A 13979-nucleotide genomic window follows, 5' to 3' on the forward strand; every position below is an offset into this window, starting at 1 on the left:
GTATCTCCTATAAAATTTTAATTGTTGTCGTTCCAAAGTTTTTCAAGCATATGCGCTGACATTTTAGGTTCTCTTTCACGCGTAAATATGCCTTTTCTGTTAAAGATTATTCTCGATATTGACTGTGCGGTTTTAAAATCCGCAAACGCCCAAACGTGCGCTCCGGCGGCATACGTCTTTGATGCAAAAAGCCTATATTGCTTTTCAATCATTTCCGCCTGATACTCCTCGCTGAACATCTGCGCAGGCGATGTGTGCATACCGGCAATCGCGTCTGCACCGAATTCGGTTAAAATCACACCCTTTTTGTACTTATCATAAAAACTGTCAAGACAATCGGAAAATTCTTTAAGCGAGCCGTCAATCTGCCCGGGGTACAAGTACCAGCCGTAGTATTTATTGACGCATATGATATCAAAATATTTTATCGGTTCGTTATCCTCTGCCTCCATATGTGCAACATAGGTAATAGGTCTGGTGCCGTCAAGCTTTCTCGCGGCTTGGGCAAGAGTTTTAAAAAATCCGTCCGCCTCTGTACAATCGGGACAAGGCTCATTTGCAAGACTCCACATTATAACCGACGGGTGATTTTTGTCGCGTGAAATCATTTCTTCCAAAACCGTCAATGCCTTATTAAGTACATCATTTGTAAAATTTCTGTGATTCAGTCCCACAAACGGTGTTTCCCCTATAACCAAAAATCCCTCCCGGTCGGCATAGTCAAGTATTTTTTCATCATACGGATAATGCGAAGTTCTGAAAGAATTTGCGTGAAGTTTTTTCATAAGTGCAAAATCCTTTACCGTTAACGCGTGGCTGAAACCTTTTCCGATTATATAGAAATCCTCATGCTTTCCAACCCCCTTTAAAAACACTTTTTTCCCGTTTATAAAAATTGCGTTTTCTTGAATTTCCACTTTCCTTATCCCGTAAGTAAGCTCGTAGCAGTCGACTGTTTTGCCGTCTTTAACAATGCTGAAGCGCGCATTGTATAGGTTTGGCTCACCGACATTCCATAACCGCGGATTTTCCGTTTGAAATACACATTTTGCACTTTTTCCGTCAACCGTGCATAAAATTTTTCTGTCGTCGGTTTCAACCCACAATTCAGCCTTTATACTGCGATTTAACTCTATATCAAAGCTGACTTCTGCAATGCCTTTTTCCGGACTTGTCACTACTGTTATATCTTCTATACGAGTTTCCGCACACGCATAAAGATAGACACTTCTTTGTATTCCGCCGTACGGAAAGAAGTCATATGTAACAGCAGGATAAGATTTTGAAAAACCCATTCTGCCCTCATTATCCATAAGTGTGGCGGGCGGAAGTCCCCAAGGGTCAAGCGTATTGTCGGCAAGAACAACAATTCTGTTTTTTTCACCGAATTTCACATAATTTGTAATATCAGCCTCAATCGGCAAAGCAGTGCCGGTATGTTCGGCGGCAAAACTGCCGTTTACCCACACTTTTGCGGTTCCGCTTACACTTCCGAGCCTTATATATACATTCTTTCCACTCCACGAAATCGGTACATATTCATTTTTTTCATACCAGCCCTTTCCGAAAAAGTCATACAAATCTTCATATTGATCATTCCAGCTTGCCGGCACGGCAATCGTGCGCAAACTGTCAAATCTGTCGGGCGGATTATCGTACATTACGCCGTCTTTTCTCTCGGCATAAAAATTCCAAAAGCCGTCCAGACACATCATCTCACGGCACTCATTTATTTGAGGGTACAGCATATATTCAACTCCTTACCAAAACATTACATCTTTGCCGCAAAGACGAGCAAGCGCCTCGGCAAAATAGTAATCACCGTATATTATCGGGACATTCTTGCGCGTTCCTTCGCCGTATGATTCCGTTCCCATAGTGAGAACTCCGTCCGTATTGTAATCGAAATCGCAAAAATTTCTTTCTGCAGCACGTATCAGTCTTATTGCAGAATTGTAATACATATCTTTTTCAAGATTGAAAACGTTATTTGCTATTTCTAAAAGTCCGCACGCTGCAATCATACCTGCAGTGCTGTCATAATAAAGCGGTTCATCGGGACTTCGGAAATCACATTTCGGAAGGTAATCATTACACACCGCAGATATAAAATAATGCGCGGCTTTTTTCGCGGTATTAAGATATGACACGTCTTTTGTATGAATATAGCTAATGGCAAATCCGTATATTGCCCAGGCTTGTCCCCTACTCCATGCTGAATTTGTACTTCTGCCCTGACCGCATGGATAATCCGTTATTTCGCCGTTTTCGGGATTGTGGTTCACTATATGATAAACACTGCCGTCCTCGCGGACGTGGCACTTTTTTGCCATATCTGCGTGTGAAACAGCTATGTATTTATATCTGTCATCACCGCTCTTTTCGCTTGCCTGATATAAAAGCGATAAGTTCATCATAGTATCTATAATGCTGTAGCCCGGCTTATCCATATTCCATGCTCTGATATATCCTCCGCGGATATTATATCTTGATGCAAGCAGATTTGCGGCATACATAATCCGAAGATATGATTTTTCATTCTCCTCGATTTTTAAATGTGCACCGCTTGTAAGAAGCCACATAAAACCAACGTCGTGATGAAGTTTATCATACTTTTTAAAAGCGCCGTCAAGAATTTCTTCAGATAAAACCGCTTCTTTTTTAAATCTTTCATCTCCGCTCAAAAGAAACAGTTTCCACATTAAACCGCCCCAAAAGCCGTTTGTCCACCAGTTAATGCGGTATTCTTTCATATCGTCATATATACCGTCCTCTGCGATATACGGCAGTTTCCCGCTGTTTCTTTGCAGGACATATCCCATTTTTTCAACGGTCCTGCTCACTAAATCTTCTATATACTTTTCCATCTTGCTTTCTCCTATAAGACATATTTCCTCGGTGTTATGTTTTCATATTTTTTAAATGTTCTGATATAGACCGTTGCACTTGTAAAACCGCATTTTTCGGCAATTTCATCAAGCGTCATTCCGGAATTTTTCAAGAGTTTTTTACTTGCGTCAATTCTTACCCGATTAACATAATCGAGAAGTTTTTCTCCTGTTTTCTGCTTAAACATTCCCGAAAGATAATATCCTGACATACCAAACTTTTCTTCAGCCGATAAGATACTGAAATTTACATCTGTATAGTTATCGGCTACATATTCTTTTATTTCATCTACAAGTTTGCTTGTCTTGTCTATCTCCGCGCCGCCGGGTGAAACCGCCGCACACATACCGTTTATAATGTCCTTTAATTCTGAAAGATAATTTCCTATATGGTCGCAGTTTATAAGGCGGTTTATTGCATCCTCCGGCAAAATCTTTTTTCCGCACATTGATTCAAGCGACGTGGCAATTTTTATAATTGTTCCCGTCATATCAAACATTGCACATTGAATGTATCTTTTTGAAACGTCATTCTTTCGGCATTGCAGTTTTTTAAAGTAGTTTTCTGTCCACTCGTTTGCAATGCTGGCGTCACCGGCTTCTATGAGAGTTTTTAGTTTTCCGAGTTCATCATTAGTAATCACCGAAAAGCCTTCTCCGGCTCTTTTTGAGCTTAATTTTTCCAGTTCAAACACCTCATCATTGCAGTAATACTGCATAGAATTTGTTCTTTGCTTTATTTTGCAATAATTATCAAAGCTTTCATTAACGTCGTTGTAAACCGAACCGATAACGGCAAAGAATGTTGTCTTAAACTCATCGGCAATTACATTTACAGCTTTTTCACACAGGCTCTGATAACTTCTGTATTCCGATAATTTCTCAAAATTCAAAAGAAGTGCAATAACTCCCGTATCCGCGTCTATAACAAAACAGTCATTATTCTCTCCGAATAAGTATTCAAGTATGTTTTTCATCGCGTAGTTTGCATATTTGTCATATTTAAGTCTTGATGAAGGTGCGTCGGAATTTGAACGGCAAAAGAGTATAATGCAAAAATTATCATATTTAAATCTTATATCGCATTCTTCGAGTCTTATCTGCACATTCTCGGCACTGCCGTTTATCAGTCCTTTTATAACATCATTTTTCTCGATTGCCCTGTACTTTTCCAACAATGCGCTTTGCTTATTGCTGCGGTCAAAAATAAGTTTCAAATTATCTTCAATATACTTAAATTCATTCTCGTTTTTCGCTCCCGAACTCCCAATGCTTTCGATAATAGATGCAATGGGCTTATAGTTCTTTTTAAGCAGAATATAAGTCATAATGCTTCCGCAAACAAGCGTAAACAGTATTCCGGCAAACATATTTTTCTTTGCCCTGTCGCTGCTTTCGCGTATTGCATCAGAAGGAATGGCAAATATATATTTGAGCATTGTTTTTCCCGACATTCTAAACCAAAATGATGATTTTCCTTTTTTAAAGGAACCGTCAGATGCATACTTGCCAAAATCAGAATTCTCAATAAAATTGTACCGTTTGTCGTCGCTCACGGTTGACATTATAACCTTTCCGCTCTCATCGATACACATAAGCTCTCCGCCGTTTAAAAATCTCATTTCGGCGCAAAAGTTTTCAAATACCGACTGCGGAATAAACTGCATTATAACTCCGCGCTGATACATCCCCACTCTTTTGTAAGGTATCGCAAGAAGTATGCCGTTTTTCTGCGTGCCGAAGCTTTTTGAATTGAGAGGCACATATGTTTTATCCGTAATAAGCTTTAATTCGTTATTTAAATTATCTGCATATGTGCCGTTGACACCAAGATAAGTCTGCGCGTAAAAATTAAAATCATAAAGTCCGTATTTCGTGATAACAGCATCGTCGTCATAACGCATAACAATACTTTCCATACCCGAAATCATATCCAGATTTTTAAGCTGAACACTCAATCTGTAAACATTATTTTGCTCGGTATCGACTGACATATTTTTTTCATAAAGCTGTTGCAGCGAATTGTTTTCAACACATTGCGCAACGCATATTTCCGCTCTTTCCATAACCTCGTCGGATTTAGCCGCAAGCATTTCTAAAGAACGGTCGTACGACTCGTTTACAGTATTCTCAATTATGCTTATATACCGCACCAGGACCGACGAAAATATCAATGTAGGAACAAAAATGAGCAAAATATAAGATATGGTCCATACCGTTTTAACAGTCGGTTTATTTACAAAAATATTTTTAAATATCTTACCGATTTTTTTAATCACGCGCAAACTCTCCCATATTTAGTTATATCGGTTTTATCTTACAATAAAACCTTCCTGAACAGCATAGTAACTCTCTCGGAGGAAAACCTCGTCGCCGACATTTACATCGGCAAAAGTTCCCGTCTTAACCTCTTTGCTTTTTGAATCATATATGTAGAAATTCATTTTCGGCTTTATATAATATGGTTCAACAACGCTTTCGTCATTTGAGTCAACATTTATAAGCAGCGACTCCTCGCCGTACGCCTTAACTCTTCCGTAGGTAACAATAAGTTTAGTACCTGCATTGCTTATATTTTTATGATAATACAAACTGCGCTTTTCGGGCGAAAAAAGTGTTCTGACCAAAACAATACGGCAATTATCCGCACTACTTTCCTCATAAGTAATAACATCGCCCTTTTTTAAATCGGAATATTTTTCCCAGTCGTCGGTATCAATCCAAAGACTGTCTATTTCAAGTCCGTCGCGGATAAGCGAAAGTGAGATACATTCATCGCCGTTATCATTGATTTTTCTCTTAATTCCGGTTACAACCGAAATACTGTTACTGTCGTTAACTGCGCGGTTGTTCTGTTTCTCATTTACGACAACTGCTTTTGCAACCTTCGTTTCGCTTAAGTCATATGCCGTAATGTCATATTTTACATCACCGCGGAAGTAATTGATGTCGGCAGTGCGGTAAAATATATCAACGTCATCAAACGGCACAACAAAAACTTTTGTTTCGTTGTCTATTATAACCGCATTAAGAAATACATTTGCTCCCGATTTATACTGGACATCAAGAAAAGTTCCGCCGTCCGAAAGTGAATTCAATGATGAAGTATTCTCGCCGTTTGCGGTGTCAATATCGGTTATTTCGCCGTCGGAGTTTGTTTTAAAACGTATAAGCGTTCCAATGCCCACTGCACCCGTCACATCAGAATCTTTCTTTTGTTTCGTGTCGATATTTACCTTTTTTGAGCACAAAAGTTTTTGGTCGGAATAAGAATCGTACATAAGGTGCAAATACACCTTTTTACCGTCATCGTCCGCACAGTATGCGTCGCGTACATAAGCGTATTTCAAACGTTCGTTATTGTCCGATGCGACTATTTTTCCGAGAATATTTTTATAAAAGCTGCCGCTCTCGCCAATCTTTGTATCCAGGCGGCTCCGCGGTGCATTCACTGTTTTATATTCTATCCCGTTAATCACAATACCGTCGTCCGAAACCTCATCTATCTTTCCGTTTACGGCACCGCGTGTTATGTCAATTCTGCAGTAATACATTCCGTCAATAATATGACTTTTTGCGACAGACAGAACATCCCAGTCGGATATGACATCCCATTCTGCCTTTCCGCCGTTCAAATACAACGAATATTCGCAGTCTTTGTCATCAATGTTTATGTTTCCGTCGTTAAAACGCAAGGCAATGCTCTTACCTGCATCGCTGTACGAAAGCGCAACGTAATCTTCATATGACATAACCTTTATTACGTCAATTTTGTTATCATTATTGTTATCAATAAGTGTAACCGTACCGTTTGAAATTAAAACATCTGACATTTTCCATTTTTTGTACGATATATTATTGTAAATTAAATCCGCGCCTGCATCAACGGTTACTTTCCGCGTTTTTCCGCCGTCGGAAGAATATTCTATTTTATAATCCGCCACACTCTCTATTTCATCGTCCGCAAGCACTATTTCGTTGTTTCCGCTTTCCTCGTATATGCAGATTATCTCATCCGGGGAATTTGCATTTTCCCTTGCATAATATACAACTGTTTTGCCGAATAAATCCTCGGGAATGTCAATTTCGGTTTTGTATTTTGTTCCGTCAACGGTGATAAATCCGTTCTTTCCCGTACCGTTTCCCACAAGTGAGGTTTTGTCGTTTGCGTCATATACACCGCTGTGCTGTGCAACACCGAAGTATTCCTCTATAACGGTTTTATCACTTTTCAGTTTATATGTACCGTCATTCGAATATTCATCACCCGAATATGCATTTGAAAGAAGGGTGTTATATAAAATTTCAACAAGCTGATTTTCATTTATTCCGTCCGAAAATTCTATATTTCCGAAAAGATTTTGACGCGCCGCAAACGCAGAATATGCGCCCGCCGAACTTTGCGCAACAGGCAAATATCCCGTAACACCAAGCAATATTTTGGACATTTCATCTGCCGTTATGTTGTCGTCGGGTCTGAAAAATCAGCTGCCGTCACCCGATACTATTTTTTGACCGTATAAAAATGCAATGTAAGGATACTCCTCGTCGTTAATTGCTACATCGGAAAACGGCAAAACCGTGTCACTGTTCAGTTTAAAATCCGCACTCAACATCATCCTTGCGGCATACATTGCAAACTGTGCACGCGTGACTTTTTTTGATGAGTTCGGCACAAAATCACTTGAAGTAATACCGAGTGCCGAAGTAAGTTTAAGAGCATTTACTTCGCTGTATACATCAACATCTTTCGCATATACAAAAGAAAAATTGGCAGAAAACATAAGCGTCACGGCAAGAAAAATTATATGCAGTTTAATTCTGTTGTTTTTCTTCATAAATTACACCTCCGTCAGTTGTTTAAAGAAAGAATTACGGATATAACTTTTGCTGCCTCTGCCCTTGTTGCGAAATTCATCGGAGCAAAATTTCCGTTTTCATCACCACTTATTATTCCGGCCTTAAATATTTCGGATACACTTTCTTTTGCATAATTCGTTACCTTTCCGAAATCGTTTAGATTTATACCGTCATAATCAGACTCAACTGTAATTCTGCCGTTTATAATACGGTAAATTATAACTGCCATATCCTGACGGGTAATCTTTTCATTCGGTGCAAAAAGACTTTCCGAAATTTCGTTTACAGCTCCGTTTCTGACTGCGGACGCGACAAATGGATAATACCAATCATCATTTGCACAGTCGGAAAAGTTAACCTCCGCATTCCCGTCATACATACCGAACGCAAGAACTGTCATTTTGACAAATTCCGCACGTGTAAGTTCATTATCGGGTTTAAAAGTGCCGTCATCAAAACCGTTTATAATTCCTTTTTTGCAAAGGTCATAAATATAATCTTTCGCCCAGTTGCTTTCATCTACGTCAGTAAATTTAACATTGTCGTCATCTTTCGGTTCGTCGGACGGTACCGTTGGTGCGACGCTTATTGTACCGCCTTTTGTACCGCCTCCGCCGCCGCTGCTTTTGCCGGAACCCGAATTCATAAGGCTATACTGCGATTGTGTTTCAGCATAAAACTTACTTGCAATGTCCGATTTTTGTGTAAACACCGCTGACTGCATTGCTTTAAAAACATTTGCCTGCCTTGTCTCACCGAGCGACACAAATTTAACATCGGTTAAATCGATTTTCAAAATATCCTTGTAATAACCGCACAACTCGGCAATATCACCCCACGAAGAATTATTGTATAAATAAAGAATTACCGCATCATTTACGGCAATACCTATTTCGTCCGGTTCCGAAAAATTCTTCTTTTCGCAAAGTTTATCAAAAACCGCCTTTTTTCCGTCATCGCCGAGCGCCTTATACGCATAATTTTCGTTTAAATCAATTTTTAATTTTTCAGCATATTTTACAACAAGCAAATCAAAATTATCCGCGTCCGATAAATTGAATTCATCACATATCTTTGCATCTGCAACCGCGTTTTCAAAAGCTGAAACCAAATCGGCGACGGATGCAAATTTTGTCTTTGCAAGCGCTTTATCAACATACGATTTGTTTATAAGCGCCGTATACTGCTCAAGCTTGCCGCCGAATATAACAGATGCCTTTATATTGCCGTTTATAAGGATTTTTTCACTCAACGCGTCCGAAACATCATTCTCGGAAGCAGTTTCAAACCACTCTGCCGCTTTGTCGATTACTGACTCGTCAAAGTAATCAAAACCTGCGGTCTGATAAGTGTTTAGTTCCTCATCAAACACATAAAGGGTGAAATACGTGTATTTGTCAGCATTACAGGGAACAAATTCAAATAAAAACGTTCCGTCCGGCGACGCGGTAATTAAATCCGCAAAACAAACGGAATTTAAAGAAAAACCGCCTTTTCCGCCGACAACTGCCGCAAAGAATCTTTGTCCCATTCCACCCTTTAATCTTCCGCTTGCCTCTATAACAGATTTTTCATAGTTTACAACAGCATTGATTTTGCCGTATTCTCCGCCCTCGGCAAGGGTATCGCTTCCGGAAAGATTTCCGGTAAGCGGTTTATAACTTTGCCTGTCAACCGCAAACACTTTAAGAGAGTATTTGCCGTCGTCCAAAACTTCAATATTTTCGCTTATTTCGTCCGAAACAGCATTTTTCGCAAGCAAAACATCAACAGATTTCACATCGATACACGCTTTGCTTTCATCATTTAAAACGGCAAAAAAAAGTGTTGCATCAACTGCTTCGGAACGGTTTTTAAGCCTCATCTTTATAACATTTTCGCCCTTCGAAATACCATTTCTCGGTTCACCGTCTTTGCTGTAAATTCCGAAATCATCAGCCGACAGCACATCGCTTTGCACCATATAAACAGTATAAACATTGGTATTTGCGTATGAACCGTACTTATTGATAATGTCAGATTTATACGTATTTACGGTTAAATTAACTGTCCGCACGCCGTTTTGGTTATCTTCCGTTTCCGTTTCGACATCGGCAAAAATACTATGACTTGTTACTATTTCCTCGTCAGGGTCGTCAGTTCTTATCATATATCTGTTTACATTCGGGTCAAAACCCTCCGGCAATTTGCCGCCGACACTGATTTCCGAAAGTTTTGGCTGTTCAATGTACTCAATTATCGCATTTTCTGTATTCTGCGCATCAAGATATTCAAATTCCGTACCGAAGTTATATACGGAAAATCCGCCGAGATATGTAGTCTGTCCCGGCTGACCTGCATTAAGAACAAATCTTAATGCAGAAAAATCTTTACCCGATGCCGAGTAACCTGTCGAGTCAATTTTAAAAATCTGAAAGCATTTGTACCACACATCATTTTCAAGTGTCTGTTCGTTTTTTATACCTGCAAATGCATTAACGGTATTTCCGCCGTTGCTTCCGTTAGCAGTGCAATATTGCAATAATCCGCTCACACGCGGATTTGTGCCCTCATCTGCCGTCACTGCCTTTACATAATATGTAACCGCGACATAACTGTTCTCCTCATTCAAAACAAACGGAACATTGTTTCGTATTCCGCAAGTTCCGAGCGCCGAACCGCTTTTACATACCGCAACCTTTGCACTTGTTACAGGTGATGTTATATCAGAACTGAAATCTTTTGACATAGGTGCGGAGGTGTCGAGATAACTCGAACCAAAGCGCGCAATAACATTGTCGCCGCCGCTCAAAAGCGCGGGTGCACCGTCATTGTCTGCCAAAACAAAACCGTCTGCCTCACAATAATCTTCATTACTTATCTCGCTGTCAAGGTATTCTTCAAAGACGCTTTCTTCGGTGTATAAATCATCATTGTTAAGTACGTTGCTTTCGCCGAAAACGCACGGTGCAAGCAAATTGACCGCAAGAGCGCCGATTATAATTTCTGAAATAAATTTCTTCATTGCGTTACCTCAATTCGTATAGGCTTTTTGCCGCCGCTTAAATTTGCGGCGGCAAAATAATATATTGTTCTATTCTAAAATGTCAGCTTTTTGTATAGGGAATATCGAATTTATACCGTTCCATACAAATACCTTTACACGGCATCCTTCACTGGGAATATTTGATGTCAGAGAGAATGTATTTTCGTCTTTGGAGTCGAGCGAAACTGTTTTAATTACTGTGTCTGTCAGAGCTCCGCTGTTATCATATACTGCCAAAATCAAAGTTGCACTCTTTGTGTCAAGACTTCCGGAGCAAAGATTAACCTCTGCCGTAATATCACCGGTTTTCGGCGCGGAAATCTTATTTTTCGCATTAACCGCTGCATTATATGCGGCGGGTGTTGTGATATTATAATTGTTTTCCAAAAGATAACCAACCGTATTCTCAAAAGCGGTTCTTGAATCGGTATCCCAATTTGCAGTATGTCCCTGAATTACAATACACTCCGCATTTTCAAAATTTCCGATATTCTTCTTAAACTCATCAAAACTTGCGACGCCTGTTTTAGCCTCAATGTTACATCTGTCAGAGAAATTCATCTGATTTTCCGCCGTATTTTTTATACCGAACATATTGTTTTCAAAGCCAAGTGCATTAAGTGCCTTCGACGTTACAACCGTGCTGTTGTTAAACGGCGAACCGAAGGTTTTTGTAACTATACCGTGCGTATTTAAAAGCGTAAGATATTTATTAAGAGAATCATACTGTTCGGTATATGATGCTGTGCTATATTCTTGTTCGGTATGATAATATCCGTGACAGAAAAGTTCTATGCCGTATTCATCCTGCCATTTTTTGATTGTATTCCAATCGTTTTCAGAAGCATTTTCCCAATCCGTTCCGATTATACCGAATGCCGCGGTTATTCCCTTGCTGTGCAAATATTCTGCGGCATATCCGAAATCAGCAATAGTTTCGGGTCTTAAATCGTCAAGACGGAAAATTGCATTTTTTGCACTCATTGCATAGTAGTTAACCGCGTCTGCAAAAATCTCTTTTTTTGCATTTTCGCTTTTTATATTGTAGCTTATTTCATCGCCGTTCGCAGCTGTGAGAGTTATTTTTCCGTCAGAAATTTTGGTTGATATAAACGGATATTTTGCATATGCGCTTACCTTTGATATATCAAAAATTTCATCTTTTGCAAGCTTTGCGGTATATGTATCACCAGTGATTTGCATAGCCTTGGTGTTATACGACGCACCGAGAATGTCTTTGTTCTGCGAAATTGCATATGCATCTGATACCGCAATGTTTCCGAGATTATAAAGCATTACGTCCGCAATGTGTGTTGTCTGACCTTTAAGACCTATCTGAAGCTGAATTCTGTATGCAGATTCCGACGGAATTTTAAATATATACGCATAACGTTTCCAATTTGAGGTTATCTCGTCGCCCGTTTTATTTTCGATTCCGTCATTTCCGATACTGTAAACAATCGGTCCGCCGCTTTGCGTAGACTGAATAAGCGGTGAAATCATTGCTGTTGAAATGTCGCCTGTTGAAAGTTTGCTGTTATCCATATCTCCTTTTGCCCAATATGTGAGCAACAAAACATCACCGGTATTCACCAAGTCGTTTAAAATATTGGCATTTCTTGCGCTGTACTTTCCTATTACAGATTTTTCTGTATCGCTGTAGGCTCCGTTTTCGGTGTATACATATTCGGTGCTGAAAGGTACATTGTTGTCGGAAACAGCCTGTTCAGCTACAGTTACGCTTCCGCCTTTGCTCATTTTGTTTGAAGAAAGCAAATTTTCGATATCGTTATCAAACAAAGCCTTTATTTCACTGTCCGAAAAAGACGCGTCACACCTGTAAATTTCAAAATCCGATATGTAAGTAACCTGTCCGTGATAGCCGAGCGCAAGTGTAATTCGTGTACCCTCGGTTCCGTCTGCCTGAACTTTATCTAATGTAATTACGGTTGAGTATTTTTTCCAAACGTCCGAAAGCGTGAAAACATCACCGCTGTAGCTTGTCGAAAGTCCGCCTCCGGATTTTTCGCTCTGCAATGCAGGCTGAATTTTACATTCATTGCCGTATTTTGAATACGCTCTGGCATAGAACGAAATATAAACCTTGTCGCCTGTTGTAAGATTATTTGAATTTACAAGATACGAACTTGACAGCTGACCGCGGAAAATCGATTTTCCTTTTTCGCTTTCGGTATAATTTGCATCATTGCCATAGAATTTCATAGCAAATTCTTTTTCACCGTCATTTTCAATTTTCGGACGCGAATTGCCCCTGTGTTTAACATCGGCCATTGTCCACGCACCCGAATCATAAGTTTCTGCAAACATAGATGTATACGGTTCTTTAACAGAAACGGTGTATGTTCTTGTATCGGCAGGTTCGGTATTCAAAACTCCCGCCGTATAAGCTTTAGTCACAATAACCGTTTTTCCTGCATTTGAATTGTCATAGGAAACATCGCAAAGTGCGTTTGCTGCCGCACCTACTCCCAAAGACGTATCCACAGTATAATTATAAGTGTTTTTGTCGAAGCCGTCAATAACAGCACCGCCGTTTGTTATGCTTTTAAGACCTGCATCTGAAACGTAAGTTTTTATTTCATCCAATGTGTAATCGGTTCCGAAATTGCAAACTTTAACTCCGCCGACATACGTTTTCTGACCGTAGTTTCCGGCAGATACAACAAAACGAAGATTATTGTTTCCCGCAGTTTCAATTTTAAAGATTTGTATTGCTTTGTACCATACGTTTTCTTTCAATACAGTTTCACTTTTCAAAAAATTTCCGTCCGCATAAATATTGCTGTTACCTGACGTATCTTGAATTGCGGCGGTTATTGAATGTGTACCGCCTTGCGCCATAATGTAATATGACACCACAATATACGAATTTGCCGCACTTACACTAAATTGACCGTTTGTATTGTTACGTATGCCGAAATTTCCTATCTTTGATTCCGAATTCGTGCAATCCGCACCAACAACATCAGCTGTCGGAGCGCCGCTTATGCCTGTCGTTATCATACTGCCGTAGTTTGCCCCAAAACGAACGATATTTTCTGCATTTCCTGCATTTTCAATTAAAGTCGGTTCGCTTTTTTCTGCCGCGAACACCTCAAATGTCAACCCCTGAAACGACATTATAAAAACCGCTATCGCCAGCAAAATGCTGACTTTTACACTACTTTTCTTTTTCATAATCGTTC

The 13979-nt window shown here is 39.8% G+C and carries 7 protein-coding genes; all 7 read right to left on the reverse strand.

Features of this window, described 5'->3' with window-relative positions:
• Positions 1 to 17: 17 nt before the first annotated feature.
• On the reverse strand, positions 18 to 1748 hold the full coding sequence (uidA, locus tag H8706_RS06450) for a beta-glucuronidase (RefSeq protein ID WP_262431968.1): 1731 nt from the start codon (positions 1746 to 1748) through the stop codon (positions 18 to 20).
• A gap of 12 nt (positions 1749 to 1760) precedes the next feature.
• Positions 1761 to 2867, reverse strand: coding sequence for a glycoside hydrolase family 88 protein (locus tag H8706_RS06455; protein WP_262431969.1), 1107 nt, complete (start codon positions 2865 to 2867; stop codon positions 1761 to 1763).
• A gap of 11 nt (positions 2868 to 2878) precedes the next feature.
• Positions 2879 to 5167, reverse strand: coding sequence for a helix-turn-helix transcriptional regulator (locus tag H8706_RS06460; protein WP_262431970.1), 2289 nt, complete (start codon positions 5165 to 5167; stop codon positions 2879 to 2881).
• A gap of 33 nt (positions 5168 to 5200) precedes the next feature.
• A complete protein-coding gene (locus H8706_RS06465; protein ID WP_262431971.1) occupies positions 5201 to 7336 on the reverse strand; it encodes a hypothetical protein in 2136 nt (711 codons plus the stop codon).
• 36 nt (positions 7337 to 7372) lie between these two features.
• A complete protein-coding gene (locus tag H8706_RS06470; protein ID WP_262431972.1) occupies positions 7373 to 7726 on the reverse strand; it encodes an S-layer homology domain-containing protein in 354 nt (117 codons plus the stop codon).
• A gap of 14 nt (positions 7727 to 7740) precedes the next feature.
• Positions 7741 to 10752, reverse strand: a complete 3012-nt coding sequence (locus H8706_RS06475) for an S-layer homology domain-containing protein (protein WP_262431973.1) — start codon at positions 10750 to 10752, stop codon at positions 7741 to 7743.
• 69 nt (positions 10753 to 10821) lie between these two features.
• On the reverse strand, positions 10822 to 13971 hold the full coding sequence (locus H8706_RS06480) for a DUF2334 domain-containing protein (protein ID WP_262431974.1): 3150 nt from the start codon (positions 13969 to 13971) through the stop codon (positions 10822 to 10824).
• Positions 13972 to 13979: the final 8 nt, after the last annotated feature.

The organism is Qingrenia yutianensis, assembly GCF_014385105.1.
Classification (GTDB): domain Bacteria; phylum Bacillota; class Clostridia; order UMGS1810; family UMGS1810; genus Qingrenia; species Qingrenia yutianensis.

What these genes read in the sequence shown, in the direction of transcription:
- H8706_RS06470 (WP_262431972.1), bottom strand. Translation starts at nt 7,726, where the DNA reads ATGAAGAAAAACAACAGAATTAAACTGCATATAATTTTTCTTGCCGTG.
- H8706_RS06465 (WP_262431971.1), bottom strand. Translation starts at nt 7,336, where the DNA reads ATGTCCAAAATATTGCTTGGTGTTACGGGATATTTGCCTGTTGCGCAA.
- H8706_RS06455 (WP_262431969.1), bottom strand. Translation starts at nt 2,867, where the DNA reads ATGGAAAAGTATATAGAAGATTTAGTGAGCAGGACCGTTGAAAAAATG.
- H8706_RS06480 (WP_262431974.1), bottom strand. Translation starts at nt 13,971, where the DNA reads ATGAAAAAGAAAAGTAGTGTAAAAGTCAGCATTTTGCTGGCGATAGCG.
- H8706_RS06475 (WP_262431973.1), bottom strand. Translation starts at nt 10,752, where the DNA reads ATGAAGAAATTTATTTCAGAAATTATAATCGGCGCTCTTGCGGTCAAT.
- uidA (WP_262431968.1), bottom strand. Translation starts at nt 1,748, where the DNA reads ATGCTGTACCCTCAAATAAATGAGTGCCGTGAGATGATGTGTCTGGAC.